Annotated in this window: 18 protein-coding genes and 2 pseudogenes; 19 read left to right on the top strand and 1 reads right to left on the bottom strand. The window is 33.0% G+C overall.

Features of this window, described 5'->3' with window-relative positions; all coding sequences use genetic code 11:
- Positions 1-2 precede the first annotated feature (2 nt).
- The 9 genes and pseudogenes from rapZ to CLCY_RS12345 all read left to right on the top strand — a co-directional run bounded on the left by rapZ (position 3) and on the right by CLCY_RS12345 (position 9761).
- The gene (rapZ, locus tag CLCY_RS12385; protein WP_048571455.1) at positions 3-875 is read left to right on the top strand and encodes an RNase adapter RapZ; all 873 of its coding nucleotides are present in this window, start codon (positions 3-5) and stop codon (positions 873-875) included.
- Positions 875-2203 carry a gluconeogenesis factor YvcK family protein gene (locus tag CLCY_RS12380; RefSeq protein WP_048571454.1) on the top strand — a complete coding sequence of 443 codons (1329 nt, stop codon included), beginning with the start codon at positions 875-877 and terminating at the stop codon, positions 2201-2203. Before rapZ ends, CLCY_RS12380 begins: the two co-directional genes overlap by 1 nt.
- A complete protein-coding gene (gene whiA, locus CLCY_RS12375; protein ID WP_048571453.1) occupies positions 2203-3150 on the top strand; it encodes a DNA-binding protein WhiA in 948 nt (315 codons plus the stop codon). The genes CLCY_RS12380 and whiA overlap by 1 nt, the downstream gene beginning before the upstream one ends.
- Positions 3151-3216: 66 nt before the next feature.
- On the top strand, positions 3217-4515 hold the full coding sequence (locus tag CLCY_RS12370; RefSeq protein WP_048571452.1) for a DRTGG domain-containing protein: 1299 nt from the start codon (positions 3217-3219) through the stop codon (positions 4513-4515).
- A gap of 8 nt (positions 4516-4523) precedes the next feature.
- Positions 4524-5684, top strand: a pseudogene (dnaE, locus tag CLCY_RS12365) (DNA polymerase III subunit alpha); the annotation flags it as partial.
- Positions 5685-5956: 272 nt separating this feature from the next.
- A pseudogene (gene dnaE, locus CLCY_RS12360) lies at positions 5957-6799 on the top strand (DNA polymerase III subunit alpha); the annotation flags it as partial.
- Positions 6800-7338: 539 nt separating this feature from the next.
- Positions 7339-7572, top strand: a complete 234-nt coding sequence (locus CLCY_RS12355) for a hypothetical protein (protein WP_423230500.1) — start codon at positions 7339-7341, stop codon at positions 7570-7572.
- 416 nt (positions 7573-7988) lie between these two features.
- A complete protein-coding gene (locus CLCY_RS12350; protein ID WP_048571450.1) occupies positions 7989-9185 on the top strand; it encodes a helix-hairpin-helix domain-containing protein in 1197 nt (398 codons plus the stop codon).
- A gap of 129 nt (positions 9186-9314) precedes the next feature.
- Complete coding sequence (locus CLCY_RS12345; RefSeq protein WP_048571449.1) at positions 9315-9761, top strand: hypothetical protein; 447 nt, start codon at positions 9315-9317, stop codon at positions 9759-9761.
- A 74-nt stretch (positions 9762-9835) separates the two neighbouring features.
- Here CLCY_RS12345 and CLCY_RS12340 read toward each other — a convergent pair whose 3' ends face one another.
- A complete protein-coding gene (locus CLCY_RS12340; RefSeq protein WP_082141818.1) occupies positions 9836-10708 on the bottom strand; it encodes a DUF4846 domain-containing protein in 873 nt (290 codons plus the stop codon).
- A gap of 198 nt (positions 10709-10906) precedes the next feature.
- Between CLCY_RS12340 and CLCY_RS12335 the strand changes: the two genes are divergently transcribed.
- The 10 genes from CLCY_RS12335 to dcuC all read left to right on the top strand — a co-directional run bounded on the left by CLCY_RS12335 (position 10907) and on the right by dcuC (position 22537).
- A complete protein-coding gene (locus tag CLCY_RS12335) occupies positions 10907-11095 on the top strand; it encodes a hypothetical protein (protein ID WP_048571448.1) in 189 nt (62 codons plus the stop codon).
- 81 nt (positions 11096-11176) lie between these two features.
- On the top strand, positions 11177-12139 hold the full coding sequence (pfkA, locus tag CLCY_RS12330) for a 6-phosphofructokinase (protein WP_048571447.1): 963 nt from the start codon (positions 11177-11179) through the stop codon (positions 12137-12139).
- Positions 12140-12150: 11 nt separating this feature from the next.
- The gene (gene pyk, locus CLCY_RS12325) at positions 12151-13905 is read left to right on the top strand and encodes a pyruvate kinase (protein WP_048571446.1); all 1755 of its coding nucleotides are present in this window, start codon (positions 12151-12153) and stop codon (positions 13903-13905) included.
- A 318-nt stretch (positions 13906-14223) separates the two neighbouring features.
- A complete protein-coding gene (locus tag CLCY_RS12320; RefSeq protein ID WP_048571445.1) occupies positions 14224-14448 on the top strand; it encodes a DUF378 domain-containing protein in 225 nt (74 codons plus the stop codon).
- 148 nt (positions 14449-14596) lie between these two features.
- Positions 14597-15958: a 23S rRNA (uracil(1939)-C(5))-methyltransferase RlmD gene (rlmD, locus tag CLCY_RS12315; RefSeq protein WP_048571444.1), complete on the top strand. Its 1362-nt coding sequence runs from the start codon at positions 14597-14599 to the stop codon at positions 15956-15958.
- Between the two features lie 809 nt (positions 15959-16767).
- Complete coding sequence (locus CLCY_RS13655; RefSeq protein WP_161797129.1) at positions 16768-17328, top strand: hypothetical protein; 561 nt, start codon at positions 16768-16770, stop codon at positions 17326-17328.
- 532 nt (positions 17329-17860) lie between these two features.
- The gene (locus tag CLCY_RS12305; protein ID WP_048571442.1) at positions 17861-18817 is read left to right on the top strand and encodes a LacI family DNA-binding transcriptional regulator; all 957 of its coding nucleotides are present in this window, start codon (positions 17861-17863) and stop codon (positions 18815-18817) included.
- A 236-nt stretch (positions 18818-19053) separates the two neighbouring features.
- Entirely contained in the window at positions 19054-19965 is a 912-nt protein-coding gene (locus CLCY_RS12300) for a ribokinase (RefSeq protein WP_048571441.1), read from the top strand.
- 91 nt (positions 19966-20056) lie between these two features.
- Positions 20057-20974 carry a ribonucleoside hydrolase RihC gene (gene rihC, locus CLCY_RS12295; RefSeq protein ID WP_048571440.1) on the top strand — a complete coding sequence of 306 codons (918 nt, stop codon included), beginning with the start codon at positions 20057-20059 and terminating at the stop codon, positions 20972-20974.
- Positions 20975-21121: 147 nt separating this feature from the next.
- Positions 21122-22537, top strand: coding sequence for a C4-dicarboxylate transporter DcuC (gene dcuC / locus CLCY_RS12290; RefSeq protein ID WP_082141817.1), 1416 nt, complete (start codon positions 21122-21124; stop codon positions 22535-22537).
- Positions 22538-22623 lie beyond the last annotated feature (86 nt).

Here is a 22623-nt window from a genome sequence, read left to right as displayed (position 1 = left end):
GTATGAGATTTGTAATAGTTACAGGACTATCAGGAGCGGGAAAAACCCAAGCTATAAGGTGCTTAGAAGACCTTAACTATTTTTGTATAGAAAATATACCACCATCACTTATACCAAAGTTCGCAGAACTTTCATATAAGGTTAATGATAGCGTGGAAAAAATAGCTATAGTTATTGATGTTAGAGGTGGAAAATTCTTTGATGAGCTATTTAATGGACTTCAAGACTTAAATAAAATGGGATATAAGTATGAGATACTTTTCTTAGATGCATCAGACGAGACCTTAGTTAAGAGATTTAAGGAAAGTAGAAGAAGTCACCCTCTATCTAAGAAAGGTAGAATAGTTACTGGCATTCAAGAAGAAAGAGAAAGGCTTGCTGAAGTTAGAAGAAGAGCACACCATGTAATTGACACTACAAGTTTTTCAACTAAGAACTTAAAGGATAAAATAAAAAGTATATATGGTCATTATGAGAGAGAAAATGGATTTATAATTAATGTAATGTCATTCGGATTTAAATATGGAGTACCAATAGATGCAGACCTTATCTTCGATGTAAGATTTCTTCCTAACCCTTATTATATTGAGGAATTAAGAAGTCTTTCAGGAAATGATAAAAGCATTATGGATTATGTAACATCCTATGATGTAACACGTGAATTTATAAATAAGGTTACAGATATGCTTGATTTTCTAATACCATACTATATTGAAGAAGGCAAAACGCAACTTGTAATTGGCATAGGCTGTACAGGGGGAAGACACAGGTCAGTTGTAATTGCTAATGCTATAAATGATTTTTTAAAGAAAGGCCATTCTTCAGAGGTTATTCATAGGGATATAACACATGACGTATCAAGGGGTGTTAGATAATGTTGTTTTGGGATTGGTTAAAGCCTGGTATGAGAATAAAAAGATGGATTCTCATGGGTGTTGTAGGAATCACCGTTTTCGCTCTAGGCATTGCCAAGGTACTAGATAGATCACCTGTTTTTGATAGAGCATTTTTACTTTATCTTTATATTACCTTCCTTGGTATAGTTATGATGTATGTATCTGTAAGATATGGTATTACAAGTATGTTAACTCTTGTAGCTGATGCAGCATATGGAAAAAGGAAGCAAAGTATAAAGGATATTTTCTATGAACAAAGAGCTCTTCTAAGAGGGCCTAGAGTAGTTGCTATAGGTGGGGGAACAGGACTTTCTACTATGCTCAGAGGACTTAAGGAATATACATCTAATATAACCGCAATAGTAACTGTTGCAGATGACGGTGGAGGTAGTGGAATGCTAAGGCAATCCCTTGGAATGCTACCACCTGGGGATATTAGAAACTGTTTAGTTGCACTTGCTCATACAGAACCTCTTATGGAGGAACTTATGCAGTATAGGTTTAGTGAAGGAGACCTTAAGGGTCAAAACTTTGGTAACCTTTTTATAGCTGCAATGAACGGTATATCTGTTAATTTTGAAGATGCTATTAAGAAAATGAGTGATGTATTAGCAGTTAAGGGGAGAGTATATCCAGTTACACTTGAGGATGTAATGCTTCATGCAAAACTATCAGATGGTAGTATAGTTAAAGGAGAATCAAGAATTCCTGAAGAATGTATAGAAAAGAACTTGAAAATAGATAATATATTTTTAGAGCCAAGTCAGCCAAAGGCCCTTGAAGACGCACTTTTTGCAATAAGAGATGCGGATTGTATTATTATTGGGCCTGGAAGCTTATACACCAGTATACTTCCAAATCTTATTATAGATGAAATATCAAATGAAGTTAAAGAGTCTACTGCGATGAAAGTATATGTATCTAATATTATGACACAGCCAGGTGAAACCACAGGCTTTAAATTATCTCATCATATAGATGCGATTGAAAAAGCATGTGGAAAAGGGATTATAAATATTGTTGTTGCAAATGATGGTTTTGTACCAGAAAGTCATTTTGCAAAATATAAAGATGATGGTCAAGAAAAAGTAGAAATAGATAGAGAAAATATACCAAGACATATTATGGTTGTTAATGATAACCTTGTAGATCTTACTAAGGGATTCGTTAGACATAGTACAGAAAAGTTATCTAAGGTTATTATGGAACTTATTTTAAAGCATACGCTTCCTAAAAGTAGAAAAAGGCTTTTAGATTATTATTATTTAGCAGAGAGAATAAAGGAAAAGAGAAGGGAGGAGAATTAGTGTCATTTTCACAAGTAGCAAAAAATGAGCTTTGTAGGCTACCACTTCAGGAAGAGTGTTGTCAAATAGCGGAACTTTCAGGAATAATGAAAATGAGCGGGACCATACACATAGGGAGTAAAGCTGGTATTGGGTTTAAAATATCAACAGAAAACCCTGCAATAGCTAGACGTGGATTTACCCTTATCAAAAATATATTTGGTAAGCATACAGAAATAATGGTAAAGAAAAACAACTCCCTTAAAAAGAATAATGTTTATATACTTTCAATTACTCCTGAAATCGGAGCAAAGGATATATTAATTAAAACAGGGATTATTAAGGAAAGTAAGGAAGGTGCCCTAGGGTTTATTAGTAAAATCAGTCCAAGCATACTAAAGGGTCAATGCTGCAAAATGGCATATTTAAGGGGAGCATTCCTTGGAGGGGGGTCAATTAGTAATCCTGAAAAAACCTATCATATGGAGTTTGTATCAAGCTCACTTGAGCAGGCTGAGGACTTAATGAAGCTTATTAATTCATTTAGCCCAAATGCTAAGGTAATACAAAGAAAGAATAGTTTTGTTGTATACCTTAAGGAAGGAAATCAGATAATAGACATTTTAAGTGTTATAGGAGCGCATACAGCTTTACTAGAGCTTGAAAATGTTAGGATATATAAAGAAGTTAGAAATAACGTTAATAGATTAGTTAACTGTGAAACAGCAAACCTTAATAAAACTGTTGATGCAGCGGTTAGGCAAATTGAATCAATTAAGTTCATTAAAGAAAAGTGTGGACTTAGAAAATTATCACCAAGTCTACGAGAGGTGGCAGAACTTAGGATAAACTACCCAGATATTTCACTTAAGGAAATGGGAGAGATGCTAAAGCCACCTATAGGAAAGTCAGGTGTAAACCATAGACTACGTAAAATAGAAAAAATTGCAGAGGAACTAAGGGATTAAGCAGGTGCATTGAACCTGCTTTTTTTGTTATAATTAAATGTAATGCTAGCGTAAAGGGGGGAGTCGATGTCTAAGCATCAAGAAGTAATAGATTATATTAGGGGACTAAAAGAAGGAAATAGAATATCAGTTAGAAGTGTAGCTGAAGAAATTGGGGTTAGTGAAGGAACAGCTTATAAAGCTATAAAGGATGCAGAGAAGCTTGGAATAGTAACTACTATACCAAGAGTTGGAACGGTTAGGGTAGAGAGAATAGATAAAAGAAGTTTAGAAAACCTAACATGTAATGAGGTAGTAAATATTGTTATGGGAAATGTTTTAGGTGGTAAGGCAGGATTATATAAGTCTATTAATAACTTTGTAATAGGTGCCATGACAATTGACGCAATGGGCAGATACCTAGGCCCCAATGACCTTTTAATAGCGGGAAATAGGGATGAAAGTCATAAGCTTGCACTTGAAAATCAGTGTGCTGTTCTAATTACTGGGGGATTTGGTTGTTCTGATTATGTAAAAAGACTTGCAGATCGAAAGCAGCTTCCAATTATATCATGTCAGTATGATACATTTACAACAGCAACACTAATAAATAATGCTATAAGTCAAAGACAAATAAAAAGTGACATTATACTTGCTGAGGATATAATGAAGACTAACTTTTTATTTCTTGATAACACATCGAGAGTTGGAGAGCTTAAAAAAGCAAGTTCAATTACAGGTGAAAGGTATTTTTATATAATTGATGAAAAAGGAAAGCTTGTAGGTTCTGTTGTCTATGAACAGGATAAATTTAAAAGTGATGAGGATTTAGTAACTTCATACATAGATAAGAATCTAATATGTGTTAATACGAAAACTTCAGTTTCCTATGCTGGACATCTGATACTAAAGGATGACTTAGATAGACTTCCTGTTTTAGAGGGAAGGAGAATGGTAGGTATACTTTTAAAGAAGGACATAGAAAAGGCCCTAAGAAGTATAGGAACTAGGGCTACCACCAACCAAACCATAGAGGACTTATTAACTAGAAGCTTTGAAAAAGAGAAGATAGATAAGGGGATAATATATAGAGGAAAGATACTACCAGAGATGCTTAATAAACTTGGGGTTGCAAGCTGGAGCATACTTAATTTTATAATCTCTATTACGGGAATATCAGCACTTAAGGCACACAAAATCTATAATATAGTGGTTGAAGCATTTAACGTTATTTTCATAAAACCACTAGAAATGGATGTTTACATTGAGGCACAGGCAGAAATAATAGACCTTGGAAGAAATAGTGCCAAGGTTGAAATTTCTCTAACAAAGGATAATGAACTTATAGGAAAAGCATACTTAGTAACTAAGATGCTAGGAAAGTAGGTGATGCTATGAGTTTTGTACATCTTCATGTTCATAGTGAATACAGTCTACTAGATGGATCATCAAGGGTTAAAGTTCTTCCAAAAAAGGCGAAGGAACTTGGGATGAATTCACTAGCATTAACTGACCATGGAGTTATGTTTGGGATTATAGATTTTTATAAAGCGTGTAAAAAAGAAGGAATTAAGCCTGTACTTGGATGTGAGATATATGTGGCACCAAGGGAGTTAACCTTAAAAGAGGGTAAGCAGGATGCCGCGAACTATCATCTAATACTTCTTGCTAAAAATAACGAAGGATATAAGAATCTAATGAAAATAGATTCAATGGCATATGTTGATGGTTTCTACTATAAGCCAAGAATAGATTATGAGAATCTAAGAAAATACTCTAAGGATATTATAGCCCTAAGTGCTTGCCTTGGAGGAGAGGTTCAGCAGCATCTTCTGAAAGATAATTATGAAGAGGCTAAGAAAAAGGCTCTGCTATATGAAGAAATCTTCGGCAAAGGGAACTTTTATCTAGAACTTCAAGACCATGGTATGGAGGAGCAGAAAAAGGTAAATAAAATACTTATAAAGCTATCTCAGGAAACAGGAATCCCATTAGTTGCAACTAATGATGTTCACTATATAGAAAAGGATGATTCAAAGGCACATGAAATACTTGTGTGTATCCAGACAGGAAAGACTATAGATGACCCTGATAGGTTAGAATTTGAAAGTAATGAATTCTACCTAAAGTCAGAGGAGGAAATGAGAAGTTTATTTCCAGAAGCAAGTGAAGCAATCGAAAACACACAGAAGATCGCAGATATGTGCAATGTTGAATTTGACTTTAATGTAACACATTTACCTAAGTTCGATACACCTGAAGGCTTCACTTCAGATGAATATCTGAGACATTTATGTAGAGAAGGACTTCATAGACTATATGAAGATGTTACTGAGGTAGAAGAAGAAAGACTTAACTATGAATTATCAGTAATTGAACAAATGGGGTATGTTGATTATTTCTTAATTGTATGGGATTTCATAAGATTTGCAAACGAAAAAGGCATAGTAACAGGCCCTGGAAGAGGGTCAGGTGCGGGATCTATTGTTGCTTATACACTTGGTATAACGAAAATAGACCCTATCAAATATAATCTAATATTTGAGCGTGAATTAAGATGCGCTCGTTAAACTGGGTGAATTGCTGGAAAGCTAAGCTTAAAATAAGTATGCTAATCAGCAGCCAAGTCTGGGAATGGCATAAAGTTACTAGAAAGGTTCAGAGACTAGAGGGATGAGTAGCCAAACAATAACTTCCTCCACGAGTGCCCAGCTCAATAGACTAATTGTTTGTTGAGATGATATAGTCCAATCTGAGTTAGAATTAACTAACTGATGAAAATGAGGGAAACCTCCAGAACATAGGATAAAGAGCCTATGGATAATAACAAATGTTCTTAAATCCAGAAAGAATTTCCATGCCAGATATTGATTCTGACTTTTGTTATGAAAGACGTCAAGAAGTAATCGATTATGTAGTTGAGAAATATGGATCTGAAAGAGTAGCGCAAATTGTTACCTTTGGAACTATGGCAGCAAAGGCTGCTATAAGAGATGTTGGACGTGCACTAAATTATTCATACGCAGAGGTGGATAAAATAGCAAAGATGATTCCAACTGAGCTATATATGACAATAGATAAGGCGCTAAGTGCTAATAAAGAGCTTAAAGAGGAATATGAAATAAATGAAAGAGTAAGAACCTTAATAGATATATCAAAATCTCTAGAGGGACTTCCTAGACATTCATCTACCCACGCTGCAGGTGTAGTTATATCTAAAGAAGATTTAACAGATCATGTTCCAGTTGCTAAAAATGATAACACAATAGTAACTCAGTTTCCAATGGGAACTCTAGAGGAGTTAGGTCTTCTTAAGATGGACTTCCTTGGTCTTAGAACATTAACAGTTCTAAGGGATGCAGTAGATCTTATTAAGAAAAGTAAGGGAATAGACATTGATCTTGATAATATAGACTATGAAGATAAAAGCGTATATGAGATGATAAGTCAAGGGCAAACTGAAGGGATATTCCAGCTAGAATCTAGAGGTATGACAAGCTTCATGAAAGAACTAAAGCCAGACTCACTAGAAGACGTAATCGCGGGAATATCACTTTATAGACCAGGCCCTATGGATGAAATTCCAACCTATATTAAGAATAAGAATAATCCAGATAAAGTTGAATATCTAGATGAAAAACTAAAGCCTATATTAGAAGTTACCTATGGAGCAACTAAATAGTTGTCAAAAATATATTAAGTCACAATTTAATTAAGTGTATTTTTGTTAATACAAAAGCTCCCTGTATTCATAAAGAGTACAGAAGGATGAATTAAATTCATCCAAAACTCCTTTAATTGCTGGAAGTTCCTAAAGCCTAACTAACCACAACATGATCATGAAATAAAGTTGAGTGTGATGGTTACGAAAGTAGAAAAAATAGTTAGGATTGCATAGGGTTAAATCCTAAGTGCTAAAACAATGGATAATCAGCAGGGAAGCTCCGAATAGGAGAACCTTCAACGACTATCTCGAAAGAGAGTACCTAGAAGTCTAGGGAAATGGGGAGCATCCAGTATGGATGGTGATATAGTCTGTACTTATGTGAAAGCATAAGAAGTTCATGATTAAGTAGTCTGAGAACTGGTTAGGAGTAACGAACCTAATTGAACACTTTAAAAATAACATAAGTGTAAGATGTTGGAATAGATGCAATTATGTATAATTTTAAAAAAATAGTAATGGTTTACCAAGAACAGGTAATGCAAATAGTTAGAGATATAGGTGGGTATTCACTAGGGAGATCTGACCTTGTACGTCGTGCAATGTCTAAGAAAAAGCATGATGTAATGGAAGAGGAAAGAAAAAACTTTATTTATGGATTAGAAGATGAAAGTGGCAACATCATAATAGAAGGTGCTATAAGACGTGGTGTATCTGAAGATGTTGCTAATAAGCTGTTTGATTTAATGATGGATTTTGCAAGTTATGCATTCGTTTAAACTATGGCTAGAAATAAAGAGTGCCTTTATGAAGTAATTCATAAAGTAAACAGGGTGAATTGCGGGGAAGACCTTAGAGTCTTAGATACTAACTTATTTTAGTAATAAAATAAGGGCAAAGGGTAATTCTGATGGTAGTAAAAATTCTAAGAATTGGTTAATCCGCAGCCAAGCTTCCAAAATGGCATAAAAGTATGGAAGAAGGTTCAGAGACTAGAAAAATGAGAAGCCTATCAATAAATTTTTCCACGAGTGCCCTGTACCCATATCTATGGGTAATGATATAGTCCGATACTTTATAGAAATATAAAGAGTAGGGATAAAGAACCCTACATAAACTAAATGTCAATAAATCCCATGCAGCTGCCTATGCGGTAGTTGGTTATCAAACAGCATACCTTAGAAGGTACTATCCTGTGGAATATTTTAGTGCCCTACTAACAAGTGTTATGGGAAGCAACGAAAAAGTTGCCTTTTATATTGATGCTTGTAGGAAAATGGGTATAGAAGTTCTTCCACCTGATGTTAATGAAAGTTATGTTAATTTCTCAGTTTCAGGAGACAAGATAAGATTTGGACTTGCAGCGGTGAAAAATGTAGGCAAAAATGCAATAGAATCTATCATAGAAACCAGAGAGAAGATAGGTAACTTTATATCATTTACTCATTTTTGTAGAAAAGCTGACTTTACTCATATTAACAAAAGGGCAGTAGAAAGTATGATTAAGGCAGGTGCCTTTGATTCATTTAAATCATCACGCTCTACATTACTTGAGGTTTATGAAAGAGTTATTGAAGGCTCTGTAAATGATAGAAAGAATAATATAGAAGGACAAATATCACTTTTTGCTGTGCAGTCAGGTCAAAGTGAAGAGGATCTATACAGAGATGAATTTAGGGAAGCTAGAGAATTTAGCAAAAGAGACATTTTATCTATGGAGAAGGAAATGACAGGACTATATATTAGTGGACATCCAATTGATGAATGTCAAGAAGTAGTAGACTACTATGCAAGTGCTAAGGTTTCAGACATTATTCATGTAACAGGTGATGATGAAGAATTTGAAACTAAGCTAAAAGATGGAACTAGTATATCTCTTGGAGCAATCATATCAGGTGTGAACATTAAGACAACTAGAAAAAATGATATTATGGCATTTATCCAACTAGAGGACAAGTATGGTACAATTGAAGGGGTTGTATTCCCTAAGGTTTACCAAAAAATATCTAGATATGTATTTGAAGATAATATAGTTCTGGTTAGTGGAAAGCTTGCAGTTAGAGAGGAAGAAGCAGCAAAGATACTAATAGATGATGTGTCACCTATATCACCTGAGGCTATTCACGGAAAGCTATTTGTAAGGGTAGATGAGACTAGCTGGAAAACAACAAAAGACAATATAAAACCAATACTTAGAAAGTATAAAGGACTAAGTTCAGTTACAATTGTTGTGGAGAATAAAGAAACAGGAAAGAAAACACCACTTAAGGCTAAGGATGATTTGAAAGTAAACATAACAGGTGAACTTCTAAATGAACTTAATATAGAACTAGGTGAAGATAATGTTAAAGCTGTCCCTTATGAAAAGGATAGATTCAAAGTAAATATATAAATAAATTAATCTTTAAGGCTAGTGATATGAATATATTATCACTAGCCTTATTAAAATATAGAAATGGATTACTGCGGTAGTAGAAGATTCTTAATAGGAAGATATATATAAGTGAAAGGTGGATATGTAATGGGGATAACTAAAAAAGGCCCAATGTGGGAACTGAAAAATTCATATTGGATATTATTTTGTTTTACATTTTTATTTTATGGATTAGGGTTATATATAGCAGGAAGAAAAGCTAGGGTTAATAAGTGGAAAAAACATGGAATAATTCATTTGATAACATTCTGGGTATCCATGTTTATCATAGGCTCATTACCAACTAAGATTACAGATGGTATAGTAGGGGACATTTTTGTAATTATAGTTTTGATAAGTATGGGGTTATGTATCTTTGAAAGTTTTAAAATTAGAAAAGAATACTTAATAAGACTAGAAATTATAGGTGACAGAAAAATAGAAGAAAAAGAAGTAAATGATCTAAGAGATAAGATTCAAAAAGAATATAATGAGAATGAAAACAAAAATTTTGCTAGCTTTAGTGTAAAAGAAAAAGATATTAATAATAAGTAACCAATTAGACATAATAAGAAAACATCAATTTACGAAAAATCGCTTTATATGAATTATTCATATAAAGCGATTTTTTAAAACCTTTTTAAATCATTTCTAGTAAATTTCCATTGAGGAGTAGATATAAATTCATTTGAGTCAAGTTTATACCAAGGACTTAATTTTTTATTATTTCTATTACAAAGGATTTGAATGTCCTGGGCAGGCATATAACTTTGTGCTAACATAAAAACCTTTTCTCCTTTATTGTTTTCTGCCATATCTACTACTATTACAGCATGGCCATAGGGGTTACCAGTTTGGATAAGGATATCACCTATCTTCATATCATTAAGTTTTACAGTTTTTAGCTCCTTATGTAGTGAAGCTGTACCGGCATATGAAAAAACTATATCTAGGTATTTTCTAAAGCTCTTATAGTCCGTAGATGGATTAGTCTTTTTTATCCATGAGGCATTATCACCAATCATAGATATTCTATAACCCTCCATCCACTTAGAGTACTTAGCATTGAATCCACTAACAAAATTAAAGTGAATATCTTCATACATTTTCTTATTATAAAGATATTCTGCACGAAGTCTCATTACAGCATCTGCACATTGTTGAAGGTCTTTATCTCCAACATCTATGTTCATAACTGCTTCATAAACATTATAATTTTTCTTCACTCTTCCATCAAAATATTTAACTTCCGTTTTATTTGGTTTAAGTGGGAAATTTCTAAGGTATTCCTGAAAGGATCCATCTTCTACCTTAGTTCTCCTATATCCTACAGGAGTGTTAAATCTTTCTTGTGTTGTACTACCTTTTTCATTTATAATAGGATGCAAATCCTGTTTAATATCAGTGGTAGCAGTATTATTAGTATCAATTTTATTGCTACAGGATACTAATAATAGGATAAATGACAAATAATATATTAAGCATAATAATAATCTTTTCAAAATTAATCCCCTCCACAACTGATTATAAGATATTTATCAATAAAATGGGAGTGAAAACTCCTTGTTATTTAAGAATCTGTTTATTCTTTAATTGATAAAGTTAATAAATATTAACTTTTATTGCTTTTTAGCATGAAGTTTTTTAGAATTAGAATATAGAATTAATGGATATAATTGGAATGGAAAGAGGGTAAATAAATGTGGGGAGTAATATACGTTGCACATTATATCAGTCAAGCGGAAAAGATAATAGAGAATTTAGAGGATAATGGTATAATTGCAAGAAGGCGACAAGTTCTAAAGAGTAATAACAGTGATGGACTGATAGAGATTATTGTTGAAGAAGATGATATTGAAGATGCATATGAGATTATAAGTTCTATGTAATATATAGGATTCGGTATATAGAACTTATAAAGTATAGGTAATATATGTAGTAATTTTCTTAATTATAAGGAGGAAATAGTTATGAATACCATAGGAATTTTAACAAGTGGCGGAGATGCTCCTGGAATGAATGCAGCGATTAGAGCTATAACTCGTGTTGCATTAGCTAAGGGAATTAAGGTTATGGGAATACAAAGAGGGTATAATGGTCTAATTAATGGAGAAATTTTTGAGATGGGCCGTGACTCAGTTTCAGATATAATTCAACGTGGAGGAACAGTTCTTAAAACAGCAAGAAGTGAAGAGTTTAGAACTCCTGAGGGAAGAGAAAAAGCAGCAAATATGCTTAGAATATTCGGAATAGAGGGTCTTATAGTACTTGGTGGTGATGGTTCTTTTAGTGGGGCGCAATTACTATCTAATGAGCATGGAATTAAAACAATTGGTATTCCTTGTACAATAGATAATGATATAGCTTATACCGACTTTACTATAGGATTTGATACTGCAATTAATACAGTAGTAGAGGTTATTAATAAGCTACGTGACACATCTGCATCACATGAAAGAGTTAGTATAATCGAAGTTATGGGAAGAAGATGTGGAGATATAGCTCTTCATGCAGGAATTGCAGGAGGAGCAGAATGTGTAATTATTCCAGAGATGAATTTTGAATTTGATTCCCTATGTAGAAGCATAATAGAAACAAAGGTACTTGGAAAACTTCATTACATAGTTGTTGTAGCTGAGGGAGCAGGAAAAGCTCAAGACATAGCAGAAAGAATAGAAAAGTGTACAGGAGTTCAGGCAAGGGCAACTGTTCCAGGACATATTCAAAGAGGAGGAATGCCTAGCGCATTTGATAGGCTTATTGCTACTAAGTTTGGTGCTACCGCAGTAGAAGTGTTAGTAGAAGGCAAAAGTCAAAGAGTAATAGGTATTAAGGACAGCAAAATAATAGACATAGATATGAATGAAGCTCTAAGTATCAAAAAAACGGTAGATAAAGATTTATATCATCTAGCAAATAATCTTTCTATCTAAGGAGTGATTATATGAGAAAAACCAAGATAATATGTACTATAGGTCCTACAAGTGAAGACCAAGGTATGTTAGCAAGTCTTATAAGTAATGGAATGAATACTGCAAGACTTAATTTTTCACACGGAAGTCATGAAAATCATCAGAAAAAAATAGATACTATAAAGAAGGTAAGAGGGGAACTAGGAAAACAAGTTGCAATACTTCTTGATACTAAGGGACCTGAAATAAGAACCGGAAAATTTAAAGAAGATAAGGTACAGATTACAAAGGGTGATAAGTTCACTTTAACTACAAGAGATGTAGAAGGTACGAATAAAATATGTAGTGTAAGCTATAAGGATCTTCATAAAGATATTTCTGTAGGTGATACTGTTCTTATAGATGATGGTTTAGTAGGGCTAACTGTTGAAGCTATAAATGATCAGGACATAGAGTGCAAAATAAATAACTCTGGAACCCTTAGTAATAATAAGGGAGTTAGTATTCCCGATGTTAAGATAAATCTTCCAGCACTTACGGAAAGAGATGAAGAAGATATTAAGTTTGGTATCGAAAATGATGTGGATTTTATAGCTGCATCATTTATCAGAAAAGCATCTGACATACTTGAAATCAGAAAGGTACTAGAGAGAAACTCAGGCACAAACATCTCTTTAATATCAAAGATAGAGAATAGAGAAGCGGTTAAGAATATAGATGAGATTATTAAGCTTTCAGATGGAATAATGATAGCAAGAGGAGACCTTGGGGTTGGAATACCTCCAGAGGAAGTTCCTCTTGTTCAAAAAATGATTATAGAAAAGTGCAACTTTGAAGGAAAATTCGTTATAACAGCTACTCAGATGCTTGATTCTATGATTAGAAATCCAAGACCAACAAGGGCAGAGGCAAGTGACATTGCTAATGCTATATTCGATGGAACAGATGCAATAATGCTAAGTGGGGAAACTGCAAATGGTAAGTATCCACTTGAATCATTTATTACTATGAGAACCATAGCTGAAAAGGCAGAAACTGCACTTAAATACGATGAAGTTCACCAAGTAAGAAAGAAAAAGGCAGTAGCAAACACAACAAACGCCATAAGCTTTGGCTGTGCTACTGCATCAGGTGAGCTTGGTGCTGCAGCAATTATTGCAGCTACACAATCAGGGCATACTGCAAAAATGATATCTAAATATAGACCCAAATGTCCAATAATAGCTACTACTCCATATGATAAGGTAGCAAGACAGCTTTCACTTGTTTCTGGAGTTATACCTATAATAGTTCCTGAATCTGACTCAGTAGATGAACTACTAGATTCTTCAATAGAAGAGAGCTTAAATCGTGAACTTCTAAAGAAAGGAGATCTTATAGTTTTTGCAGCAGGAGTACCTGTAGGTTATACAGGAACAACAAATATGATGAGAATACATGTAGTTGGTGATATACTAGCTAATGGATCAGGTATGGGTTCATCTACATATGGTTATGCTTGTGTTGTGAAAAATGAAGGTGAAATAGAAAATAACCTAAATACAGGGGATATATTAGTTGCAAAAACACTAAGCAAAAAAGCAATGCACTTTGTATTAGATAGAGCAGGAGGAGTTATACTTGAAAATGGAGGACTAACTTCCCATATAGCTATAGAATGTATAAGTATGAACATTCCTATAATAGTAGGTGCAAAGGGTTCTACAGATATAATTAAAACAGGTTCACTGATTACTATAGATACAATTAATGGTTTAGTATACAGCGGAAAAGCAAATGTAATGTAATTCGCCAAAAGTTTTGATAAATACACGAATATTGTTGATTTTTTTATTTTAAAATTTACATATTCGTAAAATAAATTAAACAAAAAAACAAATTTATATGGTAAAATAAAAGAACCCAATGAATAAATTTGTTACTTATAGCAAATAATCATAATATCCATAAGTTAACAGAAAAAGAGGGTAACTGATTCTTTACGCACATCATTTAAGTAGGTGTGCTTTTTTTTATCCTAATATTTAGTAACACTAAAATTTAAGTATAAAACTCTAAGGTTTGTGGGATATTAATTACAAATATCTTAATAAGGAGTGATTTTAATGAGACTAAATGGACTTGATTGGACTGGTATTATACTTACTATAATCGGCGGTCTTAACTGGGGTCTTATAGGACTATTTAACTTTAACCTAGTAAGTTTCCTATTTGGTGATAATACTCTATTATCTAGGATTGTATATATCCTTGTAGGTATAGGTGCACTTATACTTATATACACATCTACAAAGGTTTCTTCAAGAGACGACGTTACAGAATGTAGATAATAAATATAGGACTGCCGTTTTTGCGGTAGTCCTATTTTCTAGTTTTAATAGTACAAGCATATAAAGAAGTTAGTTCATCTATATGTTTTAAATTTATTTGATTTCTGATACAATTACTAAGATATTAAACTTAAAGGATGATGAGAAAATGGTACCAATAGAAAAGGGATTAGAATATACATTAGACATAACTGGAATGGGAGCAGATGGTGAAGGAGTAGGTAAGATAGAAGGTTTTACTGTGTTCGTTAAGGGAGCAATAATCGGGGAAACAGTAAATGTTAAAATAATTAAACTTACGAAAAACTATGCAGTTGGGAAAATAGAAGAAGTAGTAACTCCATCTGAAGCTAGAATAGAGCCTAAATGCAGTATTTATAAGTACTGTGGTGGATGCAATATGCAGCACATAAGCTATGAAAAGCAGCTAGAGATAAAAAGACAAAAGGTAGAAGATGCATTAAAGAGAATAGGAAAAATAGAGGATGTTCATGTAAATGAAACACTTGGAATGGATAATCCCTATAGATATAGAAATAAAGTAATACTACCAGTAGGCAAGGAAGCAGAAGAGGTAAAGATAGGCTTCTATGCACCAAGAAGTCATAGGATAATAGACATGGAAGTATGTGATATTCAGCATATAGTAGCTGACAAAGTATCATATATAGTTCGAAAGTGGGTAAAGGAAAATAATATATCTGTATATAATGAAGAAACAGATAGCGGTAACTTAAGAAATATAATGGTAAGATTCGGTTTCAAAACAGGTGAAGCTATGGTGGTGCTTGTAACTAAGGAAGTAGGACTTAAAGGTGCAGATAAACTAATTAGTGAGATTAGAGAAAGTCTACCTGAGGTGAAAAGTATAATTCAAAACGTAAACCCCAAGAAGACAAATGTAGTACTAGGCAAAAAGTGCAAAACTCTATGGGGAAAAGAGACTATAGAGGATTATATAGGGGACTTAAAGTTCTCAATATCACCATTATCATTCTTCCAAGTGAATCCTGTACAAACAGAGGTGTTATACGGAAAGGCGCTAGAATATGCGGGACTTACTGGGGAGGAAACAGTATTCGATGCATACTGTGGAACAGGAACAATATCACTATTCCTAGCAAAAAAGGCTAAAAAGGTATATGGAGTTGAGATAGTACCTGAAGCTATAGAAAATGCAAATGAAAATGCTAATGTAAATGGAATAGATAATGCAGAGTTCTTCGTAGGTGAAGCGGAAAAGGTGATCCCTAAGATGATAAAAGAGGGAGTAAAGGCAGAGGTAGTAGTAGTAGACCCACCTAGAAAGGGATGCGATGAAAAACTACTTGAAGCTATAGCAAAGGCTGAGCCTAGAAGAATAGTATATGTGTCCTGTGACTGTGCAACCCTAGCTAGGGACTTAAAGATTCTTAGGGATATGGGATATGAAGTTAAGGAAGTACAACCAGTAGATATGTTCCCAATGACAGCCCACGTGGAGACAGTTGTTAGAATAGAGAAGAAATAGGTTGGTATAAAAGGCTTTGAAGGTTTTTAAATAAATATTGGAGTGTGTTCTATGTTCCCTCAAACTTGTGGTTTGAGGGAATTTTTGCTTTAGAGGGTCTAACAAATACACAGAACTAATGAGGTTTGCGTTAAATTTTAAGGGTTGCGATAAGGCTATATTTTTAGATTGCTGTATTCAGTTTAATAGTTATTGGGTAACCGTCAAAAATTCTTTGTATGTATTAAATGTATGGATGATATTTCTATTATAATTTATAATAGGGTGTAGCAGTTTTGAGGGATGAAGAAATCTATGATGAACTCAACTTATTAGGGTGTTAGTATAATATTGTAGACCCACAAAGGTGAGCACCCTAAAATAAAGAAAAGAGAAGGAGAAGGGTTACTATGAATCGAGCTAGGTATTTACGTTTATTTATATTTGCTATTGCAATACTTTTTTCGCTTTTTTATCCGCTTTATGTTCGTAATTGTTTGTTGGAAGTATTACCTTATTTAGTGGCATCAAATCCTATGTCAGAAGTTGTAATGCAGAATATTGCTGTGAATAAGTTACTAATATTTAATTCCTTGTTGATTATTCTGTTCCCCATATCATTATTATATATTTTTTTGTTAGGAAGATTTAGTATCGGTGAAAGGTTACTTTTTAGAAGAAATCAGGTAAATCCAAATTCTAAAAAGAATTTTCAATTGGAGAAGTGGTATGATACGACACGAAGGTTTTTAGGAAACGATTGGTTTGTACATATGTATAGAGCCATCGAACAAGAAAACTTTGTCCCTAAAAAATCAGGACTAACCTTTGTGAGCCCAGCAGCAAATAAAGGAGTTTATGAAAAGTTCCTATACGATTATCTAAAACAAAAGGGCATTTCAATAAAATTTGTAATTGCGGACATAGATGAAATTGAAAACCATGCTGCAAAAGAAATTAACGACGAAAATCTACGAATTTTCCATGGAAAAGAGGCCTTGAAAATAGGAGAGTACCTGTTAGAAGTAGGAGAAACAAAAGCAGATGTAATCTTCGACGTAAAGGGAAGTTTGTGGTATTCACTTAGAAGTGATATTGATCAAAGGATACTTTTCAAGAAGTTCTATAGTGTGTTGAAGGATGATGGGCTCATTATTATAGATAATTCAAAAAAGAGTTTTCTTTCATTTTGTATTTACTATTTATTTGGATATGTTTCATGGTATGCAGAAACTTCTACTGGCTTTCTACTAAATAAGAACAAGAAAAAGAATAGAAAATTCAAGGAATACATAGACTCTCATTTTGAACAAAAGGAATTGAGCTTTCAAAATGAATTTGGAGATTTATTTGGTATCATTGTTTTAAAGAAAAAACATTACGAGGATTAAAGAACTGAAAATGGCTCTAAATAAGGAGTTTAGCCGGGATTAAGCAAGAGTAGTATTGAGTTTGCTTAGTCCCTTTTTGTGCATTAAATTAGCGATTGATGAGGCCATGGATATAATATAAAATATACCTTATAGATTATACAATAAAAAGTCTACCCTATAAGGTATTTTTATGTATAATGGAAAAAACAAGAATGTTAGAAGTTAAATTTCTTATATACTTTAGTATAAATATAATATACTACTTGCACATCTATCCTATATGTGCTAAACTTTTATCCGTAAAAGTTACAATTTATCTTATTATTATAGTCTATTTAATAATTATGTTATAATACATAATTGCAAAGTGAGTTTTGTGTAACTTTTTCCTCTATATGTACAGAAGGTGGTTTAATCTTTTGTAAACTTAGATTTATAGTAGAGTTAATTCCATAATAAGGAAAGGGCGCTACTTCTAAAAAATCTAGACAATAAATAGCCTATACGTTAAAATAAAGTTGCTGAAATATGTTTCATAAGAGGTGTTTAAATGGCCAATATGAGAGACGTTGCAAAAAAAGTAGGAGTAGGTATTGCAACGGTTTCTAGATATATTAATAACGACGGGTATGTAAGTAAAGAAGTCGGAGAAAGAATTCAAGAAGCAATGGAGGAACTTTCATATAGACCAAATTCTTTAGCTAGAGCGATTTTTACTAAGAAGTCTAAGATGATTGGATTAATTATTCCAAACATTTTAAACCCTTTCTTCCCAGAACTTTCAAAGGGAGTTGAAAGGCGTGCTAGGCAGGAAGGATATAACATTGTATTATGTAATACAATGTACGATGAGGAAAATGAGAAAAATATTCTTAATATGCTTCTTTGTAATCGAGTTGACGGGATCATTGTTGTAGATACTAGGTGTCCCGAAGAATATAAAAAGCTTGAAATTCCTATTGTTTCATTGGAAAATCAGATATCTGAAGAAATCATTTACCTTACATCTGATAATTTTAAAGGTGGAACCCTTGCAGCTGAACTTATAATAAAACAAAACCTTCGAAAAATTTTACATGTAAAAGGCCCTGATAGTTCTCCATCAGCAATGGAGCGTTATAGAGGTTTTAAATCAAAGCTACATGAAAGCGGATTTGAGTTTGATGTTGTTGAATTAATAAGTAGTGAAGACGAGTTAGTCATGGAAAAGGATCTAAGTCAATATGATGTAATTTTTGCATGGAATGATGACATCGCTATTCAATTAATTAATAAGTGTTATAAGAGAAAACTCCTTATACCAGAGGACATTCAAGTTATTGGATTTGATAATATATACTATAGTGAAAAAATTAGTCCAGCTTTGACAACTATTAAACAGCCAATTTCTAAGTTAGGTGAAGTTGCTGTAGACTTAATTATTAAGCAGATTGATAAGGAAAATCTTATAGAAAAAATATATATTCTAGACGTTCAAATGATTGAGAGAGAATCAACAAAGAAATAGCCATATGCTATTATGGAATAATATACTCTCGCAAAATAACAATAATATTTTGGGAGAATTATTTTTAAGCAATGTGGAACATGTTCCATATTCGTGTTGGAATTATATAATTTATAAAAAACGCTGTATTTTCTATACTATAAAAAAGGTTTTACTAATTTTGTAGGTGATTTAAGGAATTTACGCATTAAAGGTTTATTAACTAGACATAATATTCTATTTAAGGAGCAAGGAAAATGAATAAAGTATTTGTATTTGGAAGTATTAACATGGATTTAGTAATTAATGCTCCACGTGTACCGAATGCAGGGGAAACGCTATATGGAAGCCAATTTTTTACCAATTGTGGTGGTAAAGGAGCCAACCAAGCAGTAGCATGTGCTAAGCAAGGAACTGAAACCTATATGATGGGAAGTATAGGGAACGATTTCTATGGTTCTATTTTAAAACAATCCTTAAAAGGATACGGTGTAAATGTAGATCATATTCGTGAGCTTGATGATGTTAGCAGTGGTGTAGCGATGATTCTAAATGTTGATAATGATAATAGAATCATTTTAGATGGTGGTGCAAACCTAGCTGATAACGGAGAGGGAGCAATTGAAACAATTGATGAAATAGCAGATGAAGGAGATTACTTAATTTGCCAATATGAATGTGATTTAGATGCAGTATTTAAGGTGCTAAAGCATGGGAAAAAAAAGAGTATGATTACAGTTTTAAATGCGGCACCTGCTATAAAATATGAGGATAGCATTTATTCATACGTTGATTATTTCATCATCAATCAAAGTGAAAGTGAAATTTTATCAGGAATCTATCCAGAAAATCAAAAGGAATGCTTAGAAGTATTTAAATATTTTGAGAAGCTTGGAGTAGGTACTACGCTTATTACCATGGGAAGCAAAGGTAGTTGCTCAAATAAGGAAGAACTAATATTTGTGGAAGCTAAAAAAGTAGCTGCTGTTGATACTACAGCAGCAGGAGATGCATATATTGGATCTTTGGTATCAAAGCTAAGTGCGGGATGTGACTTAAAAGTGGCTATGGATTATGCAACGAGAGTTTCAGCAATGACTGTAATGAGAAAAGGGGCTCAATCTTCTATTCCTACTAAATTTGAATTGGAAAGTGATTTTAGTAAATAATTATAAAAAGCAGAGTATTTATGAAGATAAATACAAAATTTAAAGTATGTTATTTTTCAATATAAAAATCATTATAGAGGAGGAAATATAAATGGTTAGACCAATAATTATTGATACTGACCCAGGTATAGATGATGCGGTTGCTATAGCAATTGCTGCATTTAGTAAGGAACTAGATATAAGATTGATTACGACAGTTGCAGGAAATATAGCTGTTGAGGGTGTTACGAAAAATGCTCTAAAATTATTAAAATTTTATGGCAAAAATATTCCTGTTGCAATGGGTGCAGCAGAGCCTTTAATAGAAAAATTTGAGGATGCTTCTGATATTCATGGGTCAACTGGAATGGATGGATATGATTTTGAAGAGCCTACAAATGAACTATTACTAGAAGACAATGCTATAAATGCAATGTATAGGGAGATTATGTCTTCGAAGGAAAAAATAACACTTGTTCCAATTGGACCACTAACAAATATTGCATTGCTTTTAAAGACATATCCTGAAGTAAAAGCTAACATAGAGGAAATTGTTCTAATGGGTGGTTCAACTACAAGAGGAAATAAGGGAGTTATGAGTGAGTTTAATATAGCTACAGACCCAGAAGCTGCTGCTATCGTTTTTAATAGTGGTATAGATATTGTTATGGCTACACTAGATGTAGGTTTAAAGGCCATTGTTTATCCAGAGGATTCTGCTAAAATCAAAGATATGAATAAAATCGGTGATATGATTTATCATTTATTCAAAAAATATAGAGGTGGAAGCTTTAATACAGGTCTTAAAATGTACGACAGTTGTGCAATAGCATACCTATTAAAGCCTGAGATGTTTGAAACCCAAGATGCATATACACAAGTAGAACTAGCAGGTAGCTTAACTAGAGGCTGTACAGTAGTAGACTTAAAAGGTTATTTAAAAAGAGAGCCTAACATGAAGGTGTGTTTAGATATTGATCAAGATATGTTTAAAGAATGGTTCTTAGATCAGATAAGCAAATTTGAGTAGATAATTTAAGTAATGAATACAACTTATAAAGACATAATTAAGAAAATGTGAAAAAAGTTATAATTTCTTAGGTTTATATAGCTTAAAGGGATATAACTAAAAAATATACTATAAAATTTATATGAATTAAAAAGGGGAGAAAGTTAAGTGAATATTTTTACATTAAGTATTATCACAATAGTAGCTATTGCTTTAGTAGTTTACATGTTGATAAAAAAAATGGACATTAAAATCACATTACTAGGGGTAGGACTAGGACTCATGTATTTAGCCTTATTAATGGGACAAAAAATAGCTTTTAAAGGCTTTACTAGTACGGGTTCAGCTACACTAGATCCGATTAGTATTATTCCTATGCAGTTTGTTTCCACTTTATCTGAAGCAGGATTAATCATTTTAATTTTAGGTGGATATACTGCTTATATGAACAAAATTGGTGCCAATGACGTAACAGTAAATGTTTTAACTAAGCCACTTGGAAAAGTAAAGTCACCTTATATGTTAGTTCCAGTAGTTTTCTTATTAGGTAACTTATTATCTCTTGTTATCCCAAGTGCATCAAATTTAGCAATTATTTTATTAGCAACATTATATCCAGTTTTAAGGAAAGCAGGTATGACAACACTTACAGCTGCAGGAGTTATTGCAACAACAGCAACAATTATACCAACGCCACTTGGAGGAGATAATATTGCAGTTGTAGCAGAACTAGTTAAATCACCTCAATTTGCTAATTTAACTGTAGTTGATTATGTATTTAGATATCATGCAATTGTTTCTATTCCTTCACTTTTAGTAATGGCTGCCGCTCATTACTTCTGGCAAAAAAGAATGGATAAAAAAGATATTGCCAGTGGACTTGTGGATACAATATCACAAACAGGTGAAATTAAAGAAGTTAAAGGTGGATCTCTATACAAAATAGTATATGCAATATTGCCAATATTACCAATTTTTATACTGCTAATAGCATATGCACTTGATATAGCAGGTATTGCAGCTATAGGTGTAGATGTAGGATTAGCATCATTCCTAAGCTTTATCATTGCTATAATATGTGAGCTTATTAGAACAAAAAAAGCAAAAGTAGTATTACAAGATACAGAAGAGTTCTTTAATGGTATGGGACGTGCGATTTCAGTAGTTGCACTATTAGTATCAGCTTCTATATTTGTTACAGGATTAAAATCAATCGGATTGATTTCAGGGCTACAAGCAATTATGAAATCAACTGAGACAGTAGGATTTGTTTTACCACTAATTCTAGTAGTATTTACAGCAATTATAGTTATTTTAAGTGGTAGTGGAACAGCTCTATTTTATGCAATGGTTCCATTAATGCTACCATTAGCTCAAGCAGCAGCAATTAATCCTATTGCTGTAACAATTCCTATGGGACTCGCAGGTAACTTACTAAGAGCTTGTTCTCCAGTTGCTGCGGCTGTACTAATTATAGCTGGAACTACAAAACAAAGTCCACTGAATATTGTTAAGAGAACATTAGTACCTTCAATAATCGCACTAGTATTTATGTTCGTTCTTAGTATGATTATATACCTATAAAGTTGGGCTTTTTCATGAACACAAATTAATAAAAAAGGGCTTAATCACTAATTGATTAAGCTATTTTTTTTAGCTACTTTCAATAT

The sequence above is a fragment of the Clostridium cylindrosporum DSM 605 genome (assembly GCF_001047375.1).
Lineage (GTDB): Bacteria > Bacillota > Clostridia > Clostridiales > Caloramatoraceae > Clostridium_AB > Clostridium_AB cylindrosporum.
Note: the sequence above shows the minus strand (reverse complement) of the source record. Positions and strands in the feature narration are given on the sequence as shown.

Bases quoted from the DNA above. Each gene is read 5' to 3' on its own strand.
- rapZ (WP_048571455.1), top strand. From the start codon at position 3: ATGAGATTTGTAATAGTTACAGGACTATCAGGAGCGGGAAAAACCCAA.
- CLCY_RS12380 (WP_048571454.1), top strand. From the start codon at position 875: ATGTTGTTTTGGGATTGGTTAAAGCCTGGTATGAGAATAAAAAGATGG.
- CLCY_RS12370 (WP_048571452.1), top strand. From the start codon at position 3,217: ATGTCTAAGCATCAAGAAGTAATAGATTATATTAGGGGACTAAAAGAA.
- CLCY_RS12345 (WP_048571449.1), top strand. From the start codon at position 9,315: ATGGGGATAACTAAAAAAGGCCCAATGTGGGAACTGAAAAATTCATAT.
- CLCY_RS12335 (WP_048571448.1), top strand. From the start codon at position 10,907: ATGTGGGGAGTAATATACGTTGCACATTATATCAGTCAAGCGGAAAAG.
- pfkA (WP_048571447.1), top strand. From the start codon at position 11,177: ATGAATACCATAGGAATTTTAACAAGTGGCGGAGATGCTCCTGGAATG.
- pyk (WP_048571446.1), top strand. From the start codon at position 12,151: ATGAGAAAAACCAAGATAATATGTACTATAGGTCCTACAAGTGAAGAC.
- CLCY_RS12320 (WP_048571445.1), top strand. From the start codon at position 14,224: ATGAGACTAAATGGACTTGATTGGACTGGTATTATACTTACTATAATC.
- rlmD (WP_048571444.1), top strand. From the start codon at position 14,597: ATGGTACCAATAGAAAAGGGATTAGAATATACATTAGACATAACTGGA.
- CLCY_RS12305 (WP_048571442.1), top strand. From the start codon at position 17,861: ATGGCCAATATGAGAGACGTTGCAAAAAAAGTAGGAGTAGGTATTGCA.
- CLCY_RS12300 (WP_048571441.1), top strand. From the start codon at position 19,054: ATGAATAAAGTATTTGTATTTGGAAGTATTAACATGGATTTAGTAATT.
- rihC (WP_048571440.1), top strand. From the start codon at position 20,057: ATGGTTAGACCAATAATTATTGATACTGACCCAGGTATAGATGATGCG.